At 68.9% G+C, this 20,238-nt stretch carries 26 protein-coding genes and 2 tRNA genes; 8 read left to right on the forward strand and 20 right to left on the reverse strand.

The window, feature by feature from the left end:
• Nucleotides 1-28 precede the first annotated feature (28 nt).
• The 3 genes from LCF40_RS03585 to hisC are packed head-to-tail and all read right to left on the reverse strand — an operon-like array spanning nt 29 to nt 2,240.
• Nucleotides 29-637, reverse strand: a complete 609-nt coding sequence (locus LCF40_RS03585; RefSeq protein ID WP_224827385.1) for a CDP-alcohol phosphatidyltransferase family protein — start codon at nt 635-637, stop codon at nt 29-31.
• Nucleotides 634-1,149 carry an adenylate kinase family protein gene (locus LCF40_RS03590; RefSeq protein ID WP_224827386.1) on the reverse strand — a complete coding sequence of 172 codons (516 nt, stop codon included), beginning with the start codon at nt 1,147-1,149 and terminating at the stop codon, nt 634-636. The genes LCF40_RS03585 and LCF40_RS03590 overlap by 4 nt, the downstream gene beginning before the upstream one ends.
• Nucleotides 1,146-2,240 (reverse strand): histidinol-phosphate transaminase, encoded by a 1,095-nt coding sequence (gene hisC, locus LCF40_RS03595; RefSeq protein ID WP_224827387.1) that lies wholly within the window; start codon nt 2,238-2,240, stop codon nt 1,146-1,148. Before hisC ends, LCF40_RS03590 begins: the two co-directional genes overlap by 4 nt.
• Nucleotides 2,241-2,329: 89 nt before the next feature.
• Between hisC and LCF40_RS03600 the strand changes: the two genes are divergently transcribed.
• Complete coding sequence (locus LCF40_RS03600; RefSeq protein ID WP_224827388.1) at nt 2,330-3,292, forward strand: hypothetical protein; 963 nt, start codon at nt 2,330-2,332, stop codon at nt 3,290-3,292.
• A 63-nt stretch (nt 3,293-3,355) separates the two neighbouring features.
• Here LCF40_RS03600 and rpsB read toward each other — a convergent pair whose 3' ends face one another.
• The 13 genes from rpsB to LCF40_RS03665 all read right to left on the reverse strand — a co-directional run bounded on the left by rpsB (nt 3,356) and on the right by LCF40_RS03665 (nt 9,482).
• A complete protein-coding gene (gene rpsB, locus LCF40_RS03605; protein WP_224827389.1) occupies nt 3,356-4,144 on the reverse strand; it encodes a 30S ribosomal protein S2 in 789 nt (262 codons plus the stop codon).
• Complete coding sequence (eno, locus tag LCF40_RS03610; RefSeq protein WP_224827390.1) at nt 4,141-5,352, reverse strand: phosphopyruvate hydratase; 1,212 nt, start codon at nt 5,350-5,352, stop codon at nt 4,141-4,143. Before eno ends, rpsB begins: the two co-directional genes overlap by 4 nt.
• A complete protein-coding gene (locus LCF40_RS03615; protein ID WP_114575656.1) occupies nt 5,349-5,534 on the reverse strand; it encodes a DNA-directed RNA polymerase subunit K in 186 nt (61 codons plus the stop codon). The genes eno and LCF40_RS03615 overlap by 4 nt, the downstream gene beginning before the upstream one ends.
• Nucleotides 5,534-5,728, reverse strand: coding sequence for a DNA-directed RNA polymerase subunit N (locus LCF40_RS03620; RefSeq protein WP_114575655.1), 195 nt, complete (start codon nt 5,726-5,728; stop codon nt 5,534-5,536). Before LCF40_RS03620 ends, LCF40_RS03615 begins: the two co-directional genes overlap by 1 nt.
• 7 nt (nt 5,729-5,735) lie before the next feature.
• Entirely contained in the window at nt 5,736-6,134 is a 399-nt protein-coding gene (locus LCF40_RS03625; protein ID WP_114575654.1) for a 30S ribosomal protein S9, read from the reverse strand.
• Nucleotides 6,128-6,568: a 50S ribosomal protein L13 gene (locus LCF40_RS03630; RefSeq protein ID WP_114575653.1), complete on the reverse strand. Its 441-nt coding sequence runs from the start codon at nt 6,566-6,568 to the stop codon at nt 6,128-6,130. The genes LCF40_RS03625 and LCF40_RS03630 overlap by 7 nt, the downstream gene beginning before the upstream one ends.
• The gene (locus LCF40_RS03635; RefSeq protein ID WP_114575652.1) at nt 6,565-6,918 is read right to left on the reverse strand and encodes a 50S ribosomal protein L18e; all 354 of its coding nucleotides are present in this window, start codon (nt 6,916-6,918) and stop codon (nt 6,565-6,567) included. The genes LCF40_RS03630 and LCF40_RS03635 overlap by 4 nt, the downstream gene beginning before the upstream one ends.
• 24 nt (nt 6,919-6,942) lie before the next feature.
• Nucleotides 6,943-7,027, reverse strand: a tRNA-Leu gene (locus LCF40_RS03640).
• 112 nt (nt 7,028-7,139) lie between these two features.
• Nucleotides 7,140-7,889, reverse strand: coding sequence for a DNA-directed RNA polymerase subunit D (locus LCF40_RS03645; RefSeq protein ID WP_114575651.1), 750 nt, complete (start codon nt 7,887-7,889; stop codon nt 7,140-7,142).
• Between the two features lie 2 nt (nt 7,890-7,891).
• The gene (locus LCF40_RS03650; protein ID WP_114575650.1) at nt 7,892-8,281 is read right to left on the reverse strand and encodes a 30S ribosomal protein S11; all 390 of its coding nucleotides are present in this window, start codon (nt 8,279-8,281) and stop codon (nt 7,892-7,894) included.
• The gene (locus LCF40_RS03655; protein ID WP_224827391.1) at nt 8,278-8,805 is read right to left on the reverse strand and encodes a 30S ribosomal protein S4; all 528 of its coding nucleotides are present in this window, start codon (nt 8,803-8,805) and stop codon (nt 8,278-8,280) included. Before LCF40_RS03655 ends, LCF40_RS03650 begins: the two co-directional genes overlap by 4 nt.
• Nucleotides 8,805-9,332, reverse strand: a complete 528-nt coding sequence (locus LCF40_RS03660) for a 30S ribosomal protein S13 (RefSeq protein ID WP_224827392.1) — start codon at nt 9,330-9,332, stop codon at nt 8,805-8,807. The genes LCF40_RS03655 and LCF40_RS03660 overlap by 1 nt, the downstream gene beginning before the upstream one ends.
• Nucleotides 9,333-9,399: 67 nt before the next feature.
• Nucleotides 9,400-9,482: transfer RNA gene (locus tag LCF40_RS03665), tRNA-Ser, on the reverse strand.
• 192 nt (nt 9,483-9,674) lie between these two features.
• Between LCF40_RS03665 and LCF40_RS03670 the strand changes: the two genes are divergently transcribed.
• From LCF40_RS03670 to LCF40_RS03680, 3 genes are read left to right on the forward strand one after another with little or no spacing between them, the layout of a single operon-like run.
• Entirely contained in the window at nt 9,675-10,595 is a 921-nt protein-coding gene (locus tag LCF40_RS03670) for a DUF4129 domain-containing protein (protein ID WP_224827393.1), read from the forward strand.
• Nucleotides 10,592-12,541 (forward strand): DUF58 domain-containing protein, encoded by a 1,950-nt coding sequence (locus LCF40_RS03675; RefSeq protein WP_224827394.1) that lies wholly within the window; start codon nt 10,592-10,594, stop codon nt 12,539-12,541. Before LCF40_RS03670 ends, LCF40_RS03675 begins: the two co-directional genes overlap by 4 nt.
• Complete coding sequence (locus LCF40_RS03680; protein ID WP_224827395.1) at nt 12,538-13,161, forward strand: DUF7519 family protein; 624 nt, start codon at nt 12,538-12,540, stop codon at nt 13,159-13,161. The genes LCF40_RS03675 and LCF40_RS03680 overlap by 4 nt, the downstream gene beginning before the upstream one ends.
• A gap of 10 nt (nt 13,162-13,171) precedes the next feature.
• On the opposite strand, the gene moaA is transcribed toward LCF40_RS03680, so the two are convergent.
• The gene (gene moaA, locus LCF40_RS03685; protein ID WP_224827396.1) at nt 13,172-14,158 is read right to left on the reverse strand and encodes a GTP 3',8-cyclase MoaA; all 987 of its coding nucleotides are present in this window, start codon (nt 14,156-14,158) and stop codon (nt 13,172-13,174) included.
• Between the two features lie 127 nt (nt 14,159-14,285).
• Here moaA and LCF40_RS03690 point away from each other — a divergent pair, with 127 nt between their 5' ends.
• Together LCF40_RS03690 and LCF40_RS03695 are read left to right on the forward strand one after the other, a co-directional pair.
• Nucleotides 14,286-14,948 carry a helix-turn-helix domain-containing protein gene (locus tag LCF40_RS03690; protein ID WP_224827397.1) on the forward strand — a complete coding sequence of 221 codons (663 nt, stop codon included), beginning with the start codon at nt 14,286-14,288 and terminating at the stop codon, nt 14,946-14,948.
• A gap of 40 nt (nt 14,949-14,988) precedes the next feature.
• Nucleotides 14,989-15,207, forward strand: coding sequence for a hypothetical protein (locus tag LCF40_RS03695; RefSeq protein ID WP_114575643.1), 219 nt, complete (start codon nt 14,989-14,991; stop codon nt 15,205-15,207).
• A 1-nt stretch (nt 15,208) separates the two neighbouring features.
• Here the strand turns inward: LCF40_RS03695 and LCF40_RS03700 are convergent, their stop codons facing one another.
• Nucleotides 15,209-16,672: an RtcB family protein gene (locus tag LCF40_RS03700; RefSeq protein ID WP_224827398.1), complete on the reverse strand. Its 1,464-nt coding sequence runs from the start codon at nt 16,670-16,672 to the stop codon at nt 15,209-15,211.
• A gap of 118 nt (nt 16,673-16,790) precedes the next feature.
• The gene (locus LCF40_RS03705) at nt 16,791-17,255 is read right to left on the reverse strand and encodes an archease (protein ID WP_224827399.1); all 465 of its coding nucleotides are present in this window, start codon (nt 17,253-17,255) and stop codon (nt 16,791-16,793) included.
• A gap of 91 nt (nt 17,256-17,346) precedes the next feature.
• On the opposite strand from LCF40_RS03705, the gene LCF40_RS03710 reads away from it, so the two are divergent.
• Entirely contained in the window at nt 17,347-17,823 is a 477-nt protein-coding gene (locus LCF40_RS03710) for a GNAT family N-acetyltransferase (protein ID WP_224827400.1), read from the forward strand.
• Between the two features lie 59 nt (nt 17,824-17,882).
• Nucleotides 17,883-19,058: a DNA primase small subunit PriS gene (priS, locus tag LCF40_RS03715; protein ID WP_224827401.1), complete on the forward strand. Its 1,176-nt coding sequence runs from the start codon at nt 17,883-17,885 to the stop codon at nt 19,056-19,058.
• 87 nt (nt 19,059-19,145) lie between these two features.
• Here priS and LCF40_RS03720 read toward each other — a convergent pair whose 3' ends face one another.
• Entirely contained in the window at nt 19,146-20,144 is a 999-nt protein-coding gene (locus tag LCF40_RS03720) for a zinc-binding dehydrogenase (RefSeq protein ID WP_224827402.1), read from the reverse strand.
• Nucleotides 20,145-20,238: the final 94 nt, after the last annotated feature.

Genomic DNA, 20,238 nt, shown 5'->3' on the forward strand with positions numbered 1-20,238 from the left:
CTCCGCCGTATCGGTCGGCGGATGGCTTCTAGAGGGCCCGCCAGGCGTAGAGAAACCGCTGGACGGCAGTCAGGTGGCCGATGACCGCGAGGAAGACAAGCAGCCAGCCCACGATCGTCAGCCCCGCGACCGCGCCGCCAAGCGGGTAGGCAAGCACGCCGACGACGGCGATGATCGCGAGCCGGTCGGCCCGCCCAACGAGCCCGCCGTAGACCCGCTCGAGCCCGACCGCCTGGGCCTGCGTGCCCAGGTAGGAGGTCATCACGACGCCGGTCACCGCGAGGAAGCCGAGCAGGAACGAGCCGATTCCGGCCGCGAGCCCGCCGATAATGACGATGTCGGCGTAGCGATCGAGGACGTGATCCAGCAGGTCGCCGCCGGCGGAGGCGACCCGCTGACGGCGGGCGAGCGCGCCGTCGATCACGTCGAGCCAGCCGTTGAGGAGGACGAGGAGGGCGCCGACGGCGTACCAGCCCCGTCCCGAGACGCCCCCGAGGGCGAAGGCGACGGCGGCCGCGACCGCCACCGCGAACGCGAGCATGCTCACCCCGTTGGGCGTGAAGCCGGCCCGGTCGAACCCCTCGACGAACGGGTCGATGACTCCCGCGACGTACGGCCGCAGTTGGTCGAGGGTCACGCCAGATACCCCACGAAGTCGACCGTTCCCGCGCTCGGCTCCCGGGTCCCCTGCCGGACCGCATGGATCTCGTCGGCGACCGCGCCGGGCTCCCGATCCGTGGTGTCGATCTCGTACACCGCCTCCCGACCGTGGCGATCGACCGCTTCGGCGAGGATCACGTCCAGGGCCTCGCTCTCCGCGTTCTCCCGGGCCTTGGCCTCGGGCTCGCCGCGCTCGAGTAGCCGGTCCTCGAGATCCTCGGGATCGCATCGCAGGACGGCGACCCGATCCGCCGGAAGGTGGTGGGCGAGGTGGGAGTCGAGGACGCAGTCCTCGCGGTCGGCGAGTCGACTTTCGAGGGCGTCGAGATCGACGATCGCGCTGTCGCGGTCGGTATCGACGCCCGTCGAGATCCCCTCGTTTTCGATCAGTTCGTTGCAGTGGACGACGTCGATCCCGTACTCGCGTTCCAGGAGGTCCGTCGCCGTCGTCTTTCCCGTTCCGGGGGTGCCGGTGACTGCGAGTCTCATCGTTCGGCCTCCGCGGATCGCTCGGCCAACACCGCGTTCAGTTCCTCGATCGCCCGGTCGGTCTCCTCGTCCGTGCCACAGGTGATCCGGATGCACTCGGGGAGTCCGAAGCTAGAGCAGTCCCGGACGATGACGCCCCGCTTCTGGAGCGTTTCCGTTACTGCGGTCGCGTCACCGACCTCGATCAGGACGAAGTTGCCCTCGCTCTCCCAGACGGGTGCCTCGACGCGTTCCTCGAACGCCGCCCGGGCCGCGGCGGCCGACTCCACCGAGCGGGCGACGTGTTCCGTATCGTCGAGTGCCGCGAGGCCGGCCCGGCAGGCGACCTCGCTGGCGGCGAAGGGAGTGTTGACCCGGGCGTAGGCGTCCGCCCAGGCGGCGGGAACGAGCGCGTAGCCCAGCCGGAGGCCCGCGAGCCCGTAGGCCTTCGAGAACGTCCGGAGGACGGCGACGTCCTCGCGGCCCTCGATCAGCGCCAGCGCGCTCTCGCGATCGGCGAACTCGCCGTAGGCCTCGTCGACGACGATCAGGGTTTCCTCGCCGGTTCGCTCGGCGATCGTCTCGACTTCTGGGAGGGGGATCGTCGAGCCCGAGGGGTTGTGGGGGCTCGTGAGGTAGACGATCCGCTCGCCGTCGTAGGTTCCGAGGACCGTCTCGGCGTCCTGGGCGAAGCCCTCTCCCTTCGAGAGCGCGTACTCCCGGACGTCGCCGTGGTGAAAGCGGGAACTCATCCCGTAGTAGGCGAATCCGGGATCGGGAACCAGCACGTCGTCGCCCGGCTCGAGGAAGGCCCGCGAGAGGTAGTCGATCGCGCCGTCACCGCCGTTTGCGAGCCACACCTGTCGGGGATCGACGCCCCGGCGGTCGCCGATCGCTTCCCGGAGGTCGGCGTGGGCGGCCTTGGGGTAGTCGTTGACCTCGCCGGCGGTCTCGCGGATCGCCTCGACGGCCGCCGGCGACGGACCGTGGGGGTTCTCGTTCGAGGAGAGAGTGACGAACTCCCCCGGATCGCGGCCGAGTTTCCGGGCGACTTCCTCGATCCCTCGTCCCGCCTCGTAGGTGGCGTGATCGGAGAGGTCGCGCGTGTGCATACCTCCTCGTGCTCCCGGCAGGTATTAAGGATGCTCACCTGGTGACGGACACCGCCGGCTCTTTTGTCGCCCGCCACGATCGACTCGCTATGACCGAGGAGCCATCCGTCGACGCGATCCGCGAGGGCCTGGCCAGCGACGACCCCGAGAGCCGCCGCGAGGCGATCCGGTCGCTGGTCGAGGGCCGCGAGGACTGGGAGGGGCTGGACCACCTCGTCCCCGACCTGGTCGAGGCTCTGGACGACCGGACCAACGCCTGCCACGCCCTCGACGCCCTCCACGGGATGAGCGAGGACGAGCCGGAGGCCGTCGCGCCCGCCGTCCCCGAAGTCGTGGAGTTTCTCGAGGTCCGCGAGGGTCTCGAAGGCGAGACGCCCGAGGCGTGGCTCGCCGAGGGCACGGTCGTGGAACACGACTCGCCGGCGACGATGCGTGCCCACGGCAAGCGCCGGTTGCGGGCCGTCTCCCTGCTCGGACGCGTCGCCGAGGCCGATCCCGGGGCCATCGCCGACGACGCCGGCGTCCTCGTCGCCGTCGCCGGTCGAGGCGACCATCCCGAGATCCGGACCGACGTCCTCGCGATCCTCGCGACCGTCGCCGAGGCGCGTCCGAACGCCTTCGAGGGCGGGATCGAACCGATCGCGGCGATCCTCGAAAGCGACGCCGACGTGACCGTCCGTGCCAACGCCGCCTTTCTGCTCGCGATCCTCGCCGAGGAACACCCCGAATCGGTCGCCGACGCCACAGCCTCCCGCGGGGACGCCATCCGGGAGATGCTCGAGTCCGACGAGGACGTGGCCGCGAACGCCGCCGTCGGGCTCTGTGCGTACGTCGCCGAGGAGCGCCCGGAGGCCGTCGAGCCGATGGCCGACTCCGTCCTCGCCCTGCTCGACCACGACCTGAAAAGCGTCCGGGGGAACGCGGTCTGGACGCTCGCGGCACTCGACGACGAGGGGATAGACGAACGGCTCGCGTCCGTCGCCGAGGACGACCCCAGCGAGGACGTCCGCGAGCACGCCTCGGCGGTGCTCGACGATCGGTCGGCGGAGTGAGCCCGGTCGCCGTCGCTGGCCGACGGAGAAGCGTCCGGAGAACGTGAATATCTCGAAACCGAATCAGGGCATGCTCTCGAAGTCCTCGAGCGCGTAGGCGGGTTCGGCGCCGCGGCGATCGAGGGTCTCGTTGGCGAGCAGCCAGTAGACGACCGAGAGGGCCTTGCGACCCTTGTTGTTCGTCGGGACGACCAGATCGACGTTGCTGACCCCGTTGTTCGAGTCACACATCGCGATGACGGGGATGCCGACGGTGATGGCCTCCTTGACCGCCTGGGCGTCGCCGATCGGGTCGGTGACGACGACGACGTCGGGTTCGATGTAGCCGTCGTACTTCGGGTTCGTCAGCGTCCCGGGGATGAATCGGCCGGTGCGCGCGCGGGCGCCGACGGCCTCGGCGAACTTCTCGGCGGGGAAGCGGCCGTACTGGCGGCTCGAGGTGATCAGGATCTGTTCGGGCGCGTAGTTCGAGAGGAAGTCCGCGGCCGTGCGGATCCGCCCGTCGGTCTTCGAGACGTCGAGCACGTAGAGCCCGTCGGTCCGGACGCGGTGGATGAACCGGTCCATGTCCTCGGTCTTCTGTTGGGTCCCGATGTGGACCCCCGCGCCGAGGTAGTCCTCGACGGGGATCAGCAGGTCGGCCTCCTCGTCGCTCATCACGTCGTCGTCGAGCGTGGGGCCGGCCGGCTCGTCGCTCGCGGCCTCGTCGACCTCGTTCGATTCCTCTCCGTCCGTGGACTCGACGTCGCCGTCGTCCTGGTCGGACCCGGGGCCCATCCCCGCGTCCGGCTCCTCGTCGATCTCCTCCTCGGCGGCGTCGAGCCCCTCCTCTTGGGTTTCGTTCTCAGTCATGTTGCGTCGTCTGCGATCCGGATGAGTTCGTTCAGCTTGGCGGTTCGCTCGCCGCCGACCGCGCCCGTCTTGATGAACGGAGCGTCGGTCGCCACGGCGAGGTGGGCGATCGTCGTGTCCTCAGTTTCTCCCGAGCGGTGGGAGACGACCGCGTCGTAGCCGTTCTCGGTCGCCAGCTCGATCGCGTCGAAGGCCTCGGTTAGCGTCCCGATCTGGTTCGGTTTGACCAGGATGCTGTTTGCCGCCCCGCGATCGATTCCTTCGGTGAGGCGCTCGGTGTTCGTGACGAACAGGTCGTCGCCACAGACGAGCGTCCGGTCGCCGACTTCCTCCGTCAGCTCCGCGAACGCGTCGTAGTCGTTCTCGTCCAAGGGATCCTCGACGTAGACGAGGTCGTACTCGCGGACGAGGTCCGCGATGTACTCGATCTGTTCGTCGGTGTCGCGGCTGATCCCCTCCGACTCGTACTCGTAGGTTTCGGAGTCGGCGTCGTACATCTCGGCGGCCGCGACGTCGAGTCCGAACCCGATCTCGAAGCCGACGTCGTCGGAGACGAGTTCGACCGCCTCGGCGACGATCTCGAAGGCCGCCTCGTCGTCGATCGAGGGCGCCCACGCGCCCTCGTCGCCTTTCCCCGAGGGATGGCCGCGTTCCTCGAGCAGGTCCGCGACCGCCGCGTGGACCGCGGCGTTGGCAAAGACGGCCTCGGAGACGCTCGGCGCCCCGACGGGCGCCGACAGGAACTCCTGGATGTCGGTCGCGTCGGCGGCGTGTTCGCCGCCGCCGACGACGTTCCCCAGGGGGATCGGAAAGTTCTCCCCGCGGAAGGTCCCCCCGAGGTGCTGAAAGAGCGGCGCGCCGAGCACGTCGGAAGCGGCCTTCGCGGCGGCCATCGAGATGGCGACCGCGCTGTTTGCGCCGATCTCCGAGAAGTCGTCGGTGCCGTCGGCACCCCGCAGGATCGCGTCTATCTCCCGCTGGTCGCCCGCGTAGGCGTTGCCCACGAGCCGGGGAACGGCGTGTTCTCTGGCCGCGGCGATCGCCTCGCCGGGCGGGCGTTCGACGGCCTCGTACTCGCCCGTCGAAGCGCCCGAGGGCGCCGCCGCGCGGCCGAAGCCGCTACGCTCCGTGTGGACGTCGGCCTCGACCGTCGGATTCCCCCTCGAGTCGAGGATCTTCCGCAGCGAGACGTCCGTGACGAGCGTCATCGTCGATCCTTCCCCCGCTTGACCGTAAAGGGCAGGGCGCCGGCGTCGTACTCCTCGGCGGCGATCAGGATCGGTTCCGACTGATCGGTGTCGATCAACACCGGCGCGCCGTAGGAGACCTGCAGCGCGCGTGCGCCGAGGATGCGTGCCTTCTCGTAGCGGTTGTACTGTTGGCCCTGCATTATTGGTAGGGTGAGACGACGTCGACGAGGTCGGTGTGGCTGACGAGCATCCGCCGACAGCAGTAGCGGTCGACGCCCAGCTCGTCGAGGACCGCTTCGGGATCCTCGTCGCCCTCCTTAGCTCGCTCCTCGAACTCCTCCCAGTGTTCGCCCACGACGCTGCCACAGGTGAAACACCGGACCGGTACCATCATGGGGAGATCACCGGTAGGACTTCTGGTAGCGTGCCCGTGCGCCGGGGCCGCCCCACTTCTTGGGTTCGGACTGGCGGACGTCGTTGACCAGCAGCGACCGATCGAACTCCATGAACGCGTCCCGGAGCTCGGCGTCGTTGGTGTACTCGACGACACCCCGGGCGATCGCCGTCCGCACGGCGTCGGCCTGGCCGCTGACGCCGCCGCCCTCGACGCTGACCTCGATGTCCATCTCCCCACGAAGGTCGTCGCCGAGGATCCGGAACGGCTCTAACATCTTCAGCCGCGAGATCTCGGGTTCGACCAGCTCGACGGGCTGGCTGTTGATCCGCACCCGCCCCTCGCCCTCCCGGACGGTGGCGCGGGCGACTGCCGTCTTCTTCTTGCCGCTCGTGTTGGTTACCATGTGACGTTAGCACCCAGCTGCTCGCTGACTTCGTGGAGGTGGACGAAGCGGATGTTCGACAGTCGATCCAGCGACGTTCCCTCCAGGATCTCCGCGTCGTCGTCCTCGTACGGATCGCCGACGTACACCCGGACGTTCTCGAACGCCTCGCGCCCCCGTGGCTTCTTGTAGGGGACCATTCCCCGGATCGACCGCTTCAGGATCGTATCGGGGCGTTTGGGGTAGGCGGGTCCTCGGTCGGACCCGAGCTGGAGCCGGGTCCGGTAGGTGTCGAAGACGTCCTCGCTGTCGCCGGTGATCACGGCGTCCTCGGCGTTGACGACGGCGATGCGCTCGCCCTCCAGGGCGCGCTCTGCGACCTGGCTCGCGACACGGCCCATGATGCAGTCTCGGGCGTCGACGACGAGGTCGGCCTCGAACTCGGCGACGCTCATGCGATCACCCGCACGTCGCTTCCCTCGGGATTGTCCTCGATGAGTTCCTCGAGGGGAAGGGTCTCTCCGACCTGGTCGATCTTTGTCGCCGCCGACGACGAGAAGTCGACGGCCGCGACGGTGACGCTCTTCTGTAGGGCGCCGGCCCCGAGCACCTTGCCGGGGACGACGACGGTCTCTTCTTCGCGCGCGTACCGCTCGATGCGCCCCAGGTTGACCTCCGCGTGGCTCCCCCGGGGTTTCTCGAGACGGTCCGCGACGTCTCGCCAGACGTCGGCGTCCGCCTCTCTGGACGTCGACTTCAACTCGGCGATGAGGTCTGTCAGTCTCGGATTGGTCTTGCTACTCATTGGTTGTAGGTCGCTGAAAAGTGATGCAGGGAGCAGGATTTGAACCTGCGGACTCCTACGAGACAGCGCCCTGAACGCTGCGCCGTTGGCCTGACTTGGCTATCCCTGCCCGCATCACTTCCTATCGTTCGCCCCGTAAAACCCCTTTCGGTCCGACACGCCGCGCTGGCGGCCGGCACAGGCCTCGGAGTCGGGGTGTGGGGGTGTCGATACATCGCTGTTTACAGCTGAACTGCTTCCTCGAGTTCGTCGGCGCGGGCCTCGATCGAGTCGGCCGCCCGCGTCACGAGTTCCTCGACGGTAAACGAGCCGTCGGTCTCGACGTGGAAGACGAACGCGTCGGGGACGTCCTCGACGCGCACTTCCTTGCCGGGATACCGTTTTGCGAGGTCGTTGTCGAACTCCTCGGCGTTGAGGAGTTCGCCCTCGTCCTCGATCACTCCGCGGACGATCCGGCTCTCCTCGTCTTCGAACTCCTCTAGGTCGCCGACGACCTCGACACGCTGGAGGTGTCGGTAGCCGACGGCCACGCCGCCCTGGTGTTTGGCGTGGGTCTGGCCCCGTTCGATCCGGGCGTCGGCCTCGACTTCGAGGCGTTGGCCCTCCTTCAGCTCGATGATCGGGACGTTCTCCTCGGCGGGTGTAACGAGGGCGTCGCCCGAGACGAGGTCCCGGGAGTAGGCGGTCGCGGGCCCGGAGACGTCGAGCGAGAGCGTCACGACGTCGTCCTCGACGAACTCGCCTTCCGGCGGGGTCGTCAGCGGGACGAGCCCGAGCCGGAGCGCGAGCTGTTCGTCGAACATCACCGAGGAGTTCTCGATGAAGCGGACCTCGTCGATCGCCATCGTCGGCACGTCGGCGACCATCGCCCGGCGGATTCCATTGGCGAACGCGGGCGTCGCTCCCCGCACCAGAAAGCGGGCCTCCCGGTCGCCGCGTTCGACGAACTCGACGTCGTACTCCCCTGGCATGATCAGTATCCGCCCTTGCCCTTGGGTGCGCGCGATCCGTCGTGTGGGACCGGGGTCACGTCCTCGATGCGACCGATCTCGATGCCCGAGCGCGCGAGCGCGCGGATCGTCGCCTGCGCGCCGGGGCCGGGCGATTTCTGGAGGTTGCCGCCGGGGCCGCGAACCCGGACGTGGAGTCCGGTGATGCCCGCGGCCTTGATCTCGTCGGCGACCGACTCGGCCATCTGCATCGCGGCGTACGGCGAGGCCTCGTCGCGGTTCTGTTTGACCGCCGTCCCGCCCGAGGACTTCACGATGGTCTCGGCGCCCGTGAGGTCGGTGACGGTCATGATGGTGTTGTTGAACGATGCGTGTACGTGGGCGATCCCCCACTTGTCGTCGTCCTGGCTCATGATTCTTGGTCCTCCGCGCGTTCGGGGTGGAGTTCGTCGGCCAGCGGGCTCGTCTCGTCGAAGGCGACCGCGTCCTCCTCGTCGACGTCGACGAGGTAGGAGGGCACCTGGTGGCGCCGGTCGCCGACGACGACGTGGCCGTGGACGATGAACTGTCGGGCCTGCTGGGGCGTGTTCGCCAGCCCCTTCCGGTAGGCGACGGTCTGGAGCCGCCGTTCGAGGACGTCCTCGACCTCGAGGCCGAGGATGTCGCCGAGTTCGTCGGCCTCGCCCAGGATCCCCAGCCGGGCGAGCCGACCGAGGAACTCCTCGCGTCGGCGCTCGACGGTCTCGTCGTCCTGGGGCTGGGCGAGCAGGTCACGGGCCTCCCGGCGGTAGGAGCGAAGCTCGGACTGTGCGCGCCAGAGCTCCTCCTTGTTGGCGAGGCCGTAGCGGTCGATCAGGGAGTGTTCGCTCGAGATGCGTTCGCCCTGATAGGGGTGGTTGGGCGTCTCGTACTGTTTGGTCTTCGTTCCGATCGGCATCAGAGCTCACCTCCCTCGTCGTCTTCCTCCTCGGCGGCTTCCTCGGCCTGTTCCTCGCGGATCTCCTCGACGTTGACGCCGATGGTTCCCTCGGTGCGGCCCGTCGATTTGGTCCGCTGGCCGCGGACCTTCTGGCCGCGCTGGTGGCGGATGCCCTTGTAGGAGTCGATCATCTGCATCCGGTTGATGTCGTGTTGTCGGGCGAGCTGGAGGTCGTTGCCGACCTCGTGGCTCGTCTCGCCCGAGAAGAAGTCGTGGCGGCGGTTGGCCAGCCACTCGGGGACCTCCGTGGCGTAGTTCTCGACCAACTCGACGATGCTCTCGATCTCGTCGTCCTCCAAGGCGCCGAACGTTGCCGTCCGGTCGATGTTCGCCTCGTCGGCGATGATCCGGGCGGTGCGTCGGCCGACCCCGTTCATCTCCGAGAGCGACCGCTCGACGGACTTCGTCCCGTCCAGGTCGGTCTGGCCGATCCGGACGAAGTATCGAATGTCGTCCTCGTCCTCCGTGTCTTGTGTCTCGCTCATGTTGTGAGTGTCTCGTCTGGTGTCTCTCGCGTGCGACGGTGGCTCCTCGCCGGCCCGCCGCAGTCGACGTCGTGGCGGGGATTTGAACCCCGGAGGCTTGACGCCACATGGTTAGCAACCATGCGCCTTGGGCCGCTTGGCTACCACGACACCGGTCTCCGCTATCGTCGCCCTTCCGGACTCGGGGCACCGTACCCCTACATCGTAGTGCGGACGAACCTACCCCTGTCGGGTACTTAAGCCCAACGAAACGCCCGCTCCCGGTCGCCACGCCGACCAAACTGACCGATCGGTCCGGACCGGCGTGATTTATGTACCCCGAACCGATAGCTCCCCCAACAAGTGTCCCGACGAACCCTCCTCGTCAGGCTGGCCGGCGCCGTCGTCGGCGTCGTCGCGATCGCGTTCGCGGCGGCGACGATCGACGACCCGGTCGAGCCCGGCGGCGACGGCGGCACCGGCGGCGAGGGGACGGGAAGCGGGACGCCGGTGCCCGAGGCAACCGAGGGGCCGGTGTCGGCCGTCGACGTCCCTCCGTTTCTCGAGTATCTCCTCCTGTTGGCCGTCGTCCTCGTCGCGGTCGCCCTCGCGTGGTACCTGATCAACCACCGGCGGGAGGCCGTCAAGATCATCGCGATGCTGGTGGCGGTCGTCCTCGTCCTGATCGCGCTCATCTACGGCCTCTCGATGCTCGATCTCGGAGGCGGCGGGAACCAGTCGCCGGCACAACCACTCCCACAGGAAAACGAGTCCGTCGGCGACCCCGGCTCGGGGGACGGCGACGCGACCGTCGACACGAGCCCGATCAGTTCGGTCCTGCTCGCCGTCGGCGCCGTCCTCGCGGTCTTCGTCGGCGCGCTCGCGCTGAGCAGGCGCGACACCGGCCCGCCCGACTCCGCGGGGACGGTCGAGGCGGGCGACGGCGAGGAGGAGGCCGCCGCCGTCGCCGGAGCCGCCGGCCGGGCGGCAGAACGGATCGAGGCCGGCGACGGCGAGGACGTCGACAACGAGGTCTATCGGGCCTGGCGGGACATGACCCGGCTGCTCGAGGTCGACCGTCCCGAGAGCTCCACCCCCGGCGAGTTCGCCGACAGCGCGGTCGAGGCGGGCATCGCACGCGAGGACGTCTCCGACCTCACCCGGCTGTTCGAGGACGTCCGGTACGGCCACCGCGAGACGACCGACGTCGAGGAACGGCGCGCGGTCGAAACTCTCCGGCGGATCGAAGCCGAGTACGGCGCCGACGGCGGTGAGGACGAATGAGGCTTCGATCGGTCACCCTCGCCATGGGGGTCGCGGCGTTCGTCGCCGCCGTGGCGATCCTGGGTGGGGTCGTCGTCTTCGACGTCGGCCGCTGGCTCGCCTTCCCGATCGCGGTCATCTCTTTGCTGGTCGCACTGAACGTCCTCGCCCGCCGTCGGGGCGCCCGCGACCGCGGGGAGACGCCCGACCCCGAACGCCGCGCGCCGGTCCCGATCCCCGGAACCGACCTCTCGGCGACCGTCACCGAGTTTCGGTCGGAGTACGAGCGCCGGCTCTCCCCGAGCACCCGGATCCGGGAGGGGCTCTCCGACGCCGCGGTCGCGGTCCTGACCCGCTTTCGGGGCCTCTCGGAGGTGGAGGCCCGCGAGCGCGTCGAGGAGGGGACCTGGACCGACGACCCCCACGCCGCCGCCTTCCTGGCTCCGGAACTCGACCCGCCGAAACGGTCGCTACGCGAGCGGTTGACGGGCCGGCTCGCCTCCGAGACCCGCTTTCGGGAGGGCGTCCGCCGGACCGCCGCCGCGGTCGCGGCCGTCGGCTACGGCGGGACCGACGACCGGGGAGAGCTGCCGGCCTACGGCGGGGCGACCGGCTCGGGAACCGCTCCCCGGACCGACTCCTCCGTTGTCGAGGGGGTCGTCGAGCGCGCGAGCCGGGAGACGGGCCACTGGACCGGGATCGGCGTGATCGCCCTGGCCGCCATCGGGATCGGCACCTTCGCCGAGTCCGCCGCGGTCGTGATGGCCGGCGCCGTCGGCATCGGCTACGCGGCCGTCGCCGACGCCCTCGAGGCGCCGACCCCCGAGATCGAGGTCGAGCGAACCCCGAGCGAGACGAGCCCCGAACCCGGCGACGAGATCGCGATCGAGGTCGAGGTGCGAAACGAGAGCGGCCGGTTCCTCCCGGACCTCCGGATCGTCGACGGCGTCCCGCCCGGGCTCGCGGTCACGGAGGGCGCGGCCCGTCTGGGTACCGCGCTCCGGCCCGGCGAGGAGGTCTCCTTCGAGTACACCGTCACCGCCCGTCGGGGGACCCACGAGTTCGACCCCGTCCTCGTTCTCACGCGGGACCTCTCGCGGTCGGTCGAACGCGAGTTCCTGGTCGGGGCGGAGACGACGCTGGTCTGTGAGCCCGTCCTTCGGCCGATCGCCGCCGGCGTCCCCTTGCGCCAGACCGCAGCGACGTTCTCGGGACGGCTGACGACCGACGAAGGCGGTTCCGGTACCCAGTTTCACTCCGTCCGGGAGTACCGCCGCTCGGACCCGCTGAACCGGATCGACTGGAACCGCCACGCCCGCACCGGCGAGCTGGCGACCCTGGAGTTCCACGAGGAGCGGGCCGCGAAGGTGCTCGTCCTTGTCGACGCCCGCGAGTCGTGTTACGTCGCGCCCGGCCCCGAGGCCCCCCACGCGGTCGACCGGTCGGTCGCCGCCGCGGGCCGGATCGCCGCCACCCTCATGGCCGACGGCGACACGGTCGGCCTCGCCGCCATCGGTCCGGTCGACGACCGCGGCGAGGGCGACGACCAGTGCTGGCTCGCGCCGGGATCGGGCCACACCCACCGGGCCCGGTTCCAGGAGCTGCTCGCGACCCATCCCCAGTTCTCGACGATCCCCCCCGGCGGGAGCCGCCGCTGGATCCCTCAGATCCGGCGGATCCACCGCCGGCTCGGGGGCGACACGCAGGTCGTCCTGCTCTCGCCGCTTTCGGATCGTGCAGCCCCCCACATCGTCCGCTGGCTCGAGGCGCGGGGCCACGCCGTCACCGTCGTCAGTCCGGACCCGACCGCCGGCGACACCACCGGCCGGCGCCTCGCGAGCGTCGCCCGCCGGCTCCGCCGGTTCGACCTCCAGCGCGAAGGGGTCCCCGTGATCGACTGGCGCGGGGACGAATCGATCGACGAGGCGTTCGCCCGCGTCGGAGCGACGGGAGGTGGGGTTCGATGAGCGGGGAGGAAGCGGCCGATACCGACGACGAGGACCTCGAGGAGATCGACGCCGCCGACCCCGACGCCGCGGGACGGGAGGCGACCCGGCGCCCGACGACGATCGACGGCGGGGTCGCCGCCGGGAGCGCCGTCCTCGCGGCGGCCGCGGCCGCCTACGGCTCGCTCCCTGCCTTCGGCCTCGCCCTCGTCGGCGCCTCACTGCTCGCGCTCGGCCTGCTCTACGGCCGGCGGCCCGCGGTAGACGTCGCCGGACTCCTCCTGTTCGTCGGCGTCCTCGCGGGCGGGTTCGTCGGCGACTCCGTCGAGGCGACCCTCGTCGGCACCGTCGCCTGCGTCGTCGCCTGGGACTTAGGCCAGTGTGCGATCGACCTGGGCGAGCAACTCGGTCGGGAGGCCGACACGACCCGCCTCGAGGCCGTCCACGTCGCCTCGAGCGTTCTGATCGGGGTCGTCACCGTCAGCGCCGGCTACGCGCTGTACCTCGTGGCCGGCGGCGGCCAGCCCGCCGCCGCGCTCGTGCTCCTCTTGCTCGCGGCCGCGCTCGTGACGGTCGGGCTGGGCGCCCGCCGCTCGCGGCCGAGCGGGCGCTCGCGGTCGGCCCACAGGAGCCACCGGTAGCTCCACCGGTTCAGGCGTCGGCCGTCTCGAGGTACTTCTCGTTTATCTCCCACCCGCCCTCGTCGGTCTCGACGAGGTACTCGCCGTAGTAGGGCACCCGGTCGGCGACGACCTCGCGGAACGCCTCGCGGATCTCCCCGCGACTCATCTCGCCCATCGGCTTCAGATCGTCGTTTCTGTTGAGACAGCCTTTTAGATACCCCTCGTGGGTGACCCTGACCCGGTGGCAGTTCGCACAGAACGTGGGGTTGCCGACGGGGTCAACGATCTCGACCATCCCCCTGCCGTCGCCGTCCTCGCCTTCGATCCAGTAGCGCTTGCGGTCGTGCATCTCCCGGCGTTCGATCTCGACGGCCCGCTCTGCGAGCCAGTCGTGGACTCGCCCGATGTCGATCGCCCACTCGGGGTTGCCCGTCAGTTCGGGCATGTACTCGATGAGCTGGAGTCTGAGTCCGTCGTTTTCGGCGACGTGATCGACCATCTCGGGGACGTAGCCCGCCGTCGCCTCGAAGACGACCATGTTCAGTTTCACCGGGTCGAGCCCGGCGTCGAGGGCGGCGTCGACGCCCTCGATCACCCGGTCGAATCCTCCGGATTTCGTGATCTCGGCGAACGCCTCCCGATCGATCGCATCCTGGGAGATATTGACCCGTTCGAGGCCGGCCTCGACCAAGCCCTCGGCCCGACCGGGGAGGAAGGTCCCGTTGGTCGTCAGCGAGGTTTCCATCGAGTCGGGAACTCGCTCGATGATCTCCTCGAGATCCTCCCGAAGCATCGGCTCGCCGCCGGTGAACTTCACGCTGTCGACCCCGAACTCGGCGGCCGTTTTACAGACGCGGACGACGTCGTCGGTCCCCATCTCGTTCTCCCGGGGATCCATCGGACCGCGGGTGTCGCCCAGCCCCTCGTTGTGACAGTAGACGCAGTCGAAGTTACACCGATCGGTGAGCGAGACGCGGATCCCGGTGACGTCCCGATCGAACTCGTCGGTGAGCATCGCTTGGCCGCCCTTCGCTTTCCACCCGCATAAGCGCGCGGTCGGTTCGCCGATATCGTAACCGGTTTTGGTTACACCCTGTGTCTGCGCACGGACCGCTCTTGGCGCTGGCCCGCCAGGGATCTCCATGAGCACGATCGCCGAGTTCTCTGTGCCCGCCGCGGAGTTCCCGCTCGGAGCGGCCCTCGCCGACCTCCCCGTCGACGTCGAGATCGAGCGCGTCGCCGCCTACGATTCCGATCGCGTGATGCCCTACGTCTGGTTTTCCGCCCCCGACGCCGACGCCTTCTCGGGGCTCGACGACCGCCTCGCGGCCGATCCCAGCGTCGAGGCGGTCGAGTCTCTGACCGACCTCGGCGACGAACGCCTCTACCGGATGGGCTGGGTCGAGGACGTCGCTCTCGTCTGCTACGCACTCGCCGAGGAGGGAGCGACCCTTCTGGACGCGACCGGCGACCGCTCGCGCTGGCGGCTCCGGGTCCTCTTTTCCGAACGCGAAGCGGTCTCGCGGACCTACGAGTTCGCGACCGAGGAGGGGCTCGCGGTCGAGATCCGTGGGATCCACGGGCTCGAGGACGACCGCCACGGCTGCGACGGGCTCACCGACGCCCAACACGAGACGCTCGTGGCGGCGTTCGGCGGTGGCTACTACGAGATCCCCCGCGACGCCGACATGGCAGCGCTCTCGGACGAACTCGGCGTCTCCCGCCAGGCACTGTCCGAACGCCTCCGGCGGGCCCACCGGGTTCTCGTCGAGCACGCGGTCGCGACCGGCACCGAGGAGCGTTGACCGGCACAAGAGATACCCCTGCGAGGCCCGAACCGGCGGTATGGACGAGGACATGCTCGCGGACCAGAAGCGGCTCGTCGCGCTTCTCGAAAGCGAGGGCTGGGAGGTCACTGATCTCGAACTCTCGGCGTACGACAGCCCCTGGGCCGACGAGGACGACCCCGAGGCGTCGGTCACGATCACCGCCCGGCGGGCCTACGACGGGGACCGGGAGGACGAGGCCGGCGGGAGCGATGACAGCCAGTTCCGGCTGAAGTGACTCACCCCTTGACGTTACAGACCGGGAACGTCCGTGCGACCTTGTCGCCGATGCCCAGCGCGTCCGAGACCCGGACGACCTCGTCGACGTCCTTGTAGACTCCGGGGGCCTCCTCCGCGATCGTCGCCCCCGACTGGGCCTTGACGTACACCTGCTGGTCGCGCAAGTCGTCCTGGACGTCCCCACCCCAGTAGTCGTTTTTCGCCTGGGTCCGGCTCATCAGCCGGCCGGCGCCGTGTGCGGTCGAACCGAAGGTGAGATCCATCGAGTGCTCGCCCCCGCGGAGGACGTAGCTGCCCGCGCCCATGCTCCCGGGAATGATCACCGGCTGGCCGACCTCGCGGTAGGCGGCGGGCACCTCCGGGTGGCCCGCCGGGAACGCCCGCGTCGCGCCCTTCCGGTGGACGTACAGTTCGCGTTCGTCGCCCTCCACTGTGTGGGTTTCCTTTTTCGCGATGTTGTGGGAGACGTCGTACAGCAGCTCCATCCCCATCTCCTCCCAGGGCCGGTCGAAGACGCGCTCGAAGACCTGCCGGGTGCGGTGCATCACGAGCTGGCGGTTGACCCACGCGAAGTTGATCGCGGCGTTCATCGCGCCGTAGTAGTCCGCCGCGAGCTGTGAGCCCGCGGGCGCCGCCGCGAGTTCCTTGTCGGGCAGGCGCTCCAACAGTCCCCGATGCTGTTTCTCGATCCTCCGGAGATAGTCGTTGCAGGTCTGGTGGCCTAACCCTCGGGAGCCACAGTGGATGAGGACGACGATCTGCTCCTCCGAGAGACCGTAGGCTTCGCCGACCTGGTGGTCGAAAACGTCGGTGACCCGCTGGACCTCGAGGAAGTGGTTTCCCGACCCCAGCGAGCCGAGCTGGTTTTTTCCCCGGTCCTTCGCTTTCTGGCTCACCTTCGAGGGGTCGGCGCCCTCCCGGACGCCCTCGTCCTCGCAGTGGGCGAGGTCGTCGGGAACGGCGTACCCCTCCTCTAGGGCCCACTCGACGCCCCGATCGAGGACCGCCTCGACGGTGTCGATGCCGCTCTCGACGACGCCGCCACCACCGAGACCTGACGGAATATTGGCAAACATCGAATCGACGAGCTCCTCCTCGTTTCCCTTCACGTCGTCGTACGTCAGATTCGTCCGCATCATTCGGACGCCACAATTTATATCATATCCGACAGCTCCCGGCGAAATACAGCCGTTTTCGGCGTCCATCGCGCCGACGCCGCCGACGGGAAAGCCGTAGCCCTGGTGGCCGTCGGGCATACAGATCGCGTGGTTCGTGATCCCCGGGAGGTGGGTCGCGTTCCGTAGCTGCTGGAGGGTCTTGTCGCCGGAGATCTCTTCTAGGAGGGCCTCGCTCGCGAGCACGCGGGCGGGTGCGCCCATCTCTCCCTCCTGGGGGATCTCCCAGACGAACTCCCGGACCTGCTCCAATGTGACGTCGCCGGCGTCGAACGTGGGCGCGGTCATAGCCGACAGTCGAACGCGAAGGCTGAAAGGTGTGTCTCCACGGCTTTCGATCCGGGCTCATGGGGTCGGTGGTAGCGATATACCGGTGATCGCCGGTAACGGACGACGACCGACCCCATCAGACGTCGAAGACGACGTACCCCTCCCACCCGCCCTCGACGCGCTCGATCCGCATCTCGGAGTAGGTGACGGCCTTTATCTCCCGGGCGTCGATCGCATCGAGGGGGAGTCCGCGGGCGGTCGCCTCGAGACGGAACTCCTCGTCCGTGTGCTCGCCCGCACCTTCCGTCTCCTCACACCCCGGAACCACGAGTTCGACGATCTCGTTTTCGACCGGGAGCTCGAGGCGGACGTCCCGGAGGTAGATCAGTTCGTCCAGGTACTCGAACAGCAGCGCCTCGAGGGACTCCGCGCTCGCCGAAAGCGAGAAGCGTTCGCCACCGGTCTGCTCGGGGGTCTCACAGCTCGCGGCGGCGAGCCCGTCGGCGACGGCGGCGAACAGCCCCGCGAGGTCGTCGGCGCTCGCCCACACGCCGATATCGGCGGTGTGATCCCGGAGTTCGAAGTGGGGCTCGATCGTCATCCGGTCGGGCTTTGCCGCCCGCGGCCGTATGTCCGTCGGTCGGGGCCCGCTGCCGGTGGAATTATATTCGCGTCAGTGCTACGGGAGGGCAGTGAGCGTCAATCTCGACACGTGCGTCGTCTCCCCCGGCGACGACGACCATCTCGAGGACGCCTGGGGGCTCAAGGAGCGGATCCGCCGCGAGGAGGGCGTGCTCAAGCAGCGCCGGGGCTTTTTCACCGACGCCTACCGACGCTCGACGGTCTACTGCTATCTCGCCGACGACGCGATCGTCGGCTTCGCCACCGTCCGCCGGGACGGCTACGTCCTCTTTCTAGCAGTCGATCCCGACTACCGCGACGACGGGATCGGCAAGCGCCTGATCGCCCGGGTCGTCGAGGACAACCAGTCCGTGAGCTGTCACGCCCGGACGACCAACGAGGGCGCCCTCGAGTTCTACGAGTCGGTTGGCTTCGAGATCGAACGCCGGATCGACAACTACTACGAGGACGGCGGCGACGCCTACTACCTCACGCTGGGCGAGGGCGGCGGGATCCGCGACCGGCTCTCGGATCTGCTCGGCAGGTAACGGCAGGTAGCCCCAGGGCGAACGGCACCCTTTTGAGACCCGCCCGAGGACCACGGGCCATGGAGGAGCGAACCCGGGCCTATCTCCGGGGGCGGTTCCGGGACTACTATCGCCGGACGGAGATCACCCCGCCGCCCGAGGCCGACGAGCGCGAGTGGGGATTTATCCCCTGGACCGACGGTCCCGGGACCACGATGGTCCGCCACCGCTCGCTGCTCGAGCTCGGCGACATCGAGGACTTCCTCGAGCGAAAGCGTCCCCGGCACGTCTACTTCTCGGTGGGGCGCTACGACGACCCCGGCGCGGGCTCGATGGGGGAGAAGGGGTGGCGCTCCTCGGATCTCGTCTTCGATCTCGACGCCGACCACCTGCCGGGGGTAACGTTGGGCGAGGACAGCTACGCCGAGATGCTCGCGATCTGCAAGGACGCCCTCTATCGCCTGCTCGACTTTCTCGAGGACGATTTCGGCTTCTCGGAACTCGAAATCGTCTTCTCGGGCGGACGGGGGTATCACGTCCACGTCCGCGACGACGCCGTCCTCGATCTGGAACGGGACCACCGCCGCGAGATCGTCGATTACGTCCGCGGGATCGGTCTCGAGTACGACCACCTGGTCGATCGCGAGACCGTCTCGGGACTGGGCCGGAAGACCCCGACCGAGCGCCGAACGCTGCGGATCGACGGCGGCTGGGGCCGGCGAGTTCACGGGTACTTCATGGCCTTTATCGAGGAACTGCTCAACCTCCCCGAGGACGACGCGCTCGAACGGCTCACGGCGTTCGAAGGGATCGGCGAGGGCAAGGCGAAGGCGACCCTGAACGCCGCCCGGAACAACCGCGAGGAACTGGAGGCCGGAAACGTCACCGTCCACACCGCCGTCTCCCAGCTCGCCGAACGCTTTTTGGAGGAGGCCGTCGAACGCGACAACGCGCCGATCGACGAGCCCGTCACGACCGACACGAACCGGCTGATTCGGCTGCCGGGCAGTCTCCACGGCGGCAGCGGGCTCGCCGTTTGCCGGCTAGACCGCGCCGAGTTGGAGGCGTTCGACCCGCTCGCCGACGCGGTTCCCGACCCCTTCGTCGGCCACGAGATCGCGGTCGATGTCGAGGAAGGTGGCGAGGTCGAACTGGGCGGCAAGATCCGAACGGTCGAGGAGGGGCCCCAGTCGCTGCCGGAGTACGTCGGGATCTTCCTGATGGCTCGCGGACGCGCCGAGAAGGAAAAGGAGTAGGTCCGAGGGGGTGCGTTGAAACGATAGACAGGGTCGGGAAACGTCAGTGAATCAACGGAGTCGAAACAAGGAGACTGTGTTGACCTCTTATTCGTTGACGAGCAGAAGCTTGCCCTGGAAGTCGCCCGATTCGCCCAGCTGATGTGCGTCGGCGACGTCCTCGAAGGCGAACCGGGCGTCGATGTGCGGTTCGACGACGCCGTCGTCGACCAGCGTGGCGATGTCCGCGAGTTCGTCCCCGATCCGTTCTTGATGCTCGCCGAGCAACACGGGAAGGATCACGAGCACGACGCCGAGTTCGAGCGACCGTTCGTGCATCGCCGAGATGTCCTGGGCCGAACTCGATTCGGTCGTTACGACGGTTCCGAACGGCCTCACGGCCTCGAATGCGGTCTGGAGGTGGTCGTCGCCGACCGGATCGAAGACCACGTCGAAGCCGTCGCCGCCCGCGTACTCCTCGACGTACGACGCGACGTCGGTCGCGGTGTAGTCGACCGTCGCGTCGGCACCGAACTCCTCGGCGAGCGCGCGTTTCTCCTCGCTCGAGGCGGTCGCGGTCACGTCGGCGCCGAACCAGTCGGCTAACTGGACGCCGACGTGGCCGACGCCGCCGGTCGCGCCGTAGACGAGTACCTCCTCGCCCAGGGAGACGGTCGTCTTGTCGGCGAGCATCTCCCAGGCGGTGAGCGCGACGACCGGCAGCGCCGCGGCGTCCTCGAGCGGGATCGATGCCGGGGCGTGGGCGAACGTCCCGGCGTGGCCGACGACGTACTCCGCGAGCGAGCCCTGCCGGCCCGCGCCACCGGGCATGCCGTACACCTCGTCGCCCTCCTCGAAGCGCGTGACGTCCGCGCCGACTTCGTCGACGACACCCGACACGTCACAGTGGAGCGTCGCGGGGAGTTCCGGCGCGAAGTCGGGAATGGCCCCCTGCCGGATCTTGTAATCGACAGGATTGACGCTCGAGGCGACGACCTCGACCCGGACTTCGTCCGGATCGGGGTCGGGAACGTCGATGGTCGTCTCCGTGAACACGTCCGGGTCTCCGAACTCCTCGATCACGTGGGCCGTCATCTCGGGAGGCATCTCGGTTCGAGGTTCGACCGCCTGCGGGGAATATGCGACGCTTGCGGCGATCGAGTGGGGTTGTTGTGGCGACTGCTCCCCGACTCGACGCGAG

The organism is Saliphagus infecundisoli, assembly GCF_020177375.1.
GTDB classification, from domain to species: Archaea; Halobacteriota; Halobacteria; order Halobacteriales; family Natrialbaceae; genus Saliphagus; species Saliphagus infecundisoli.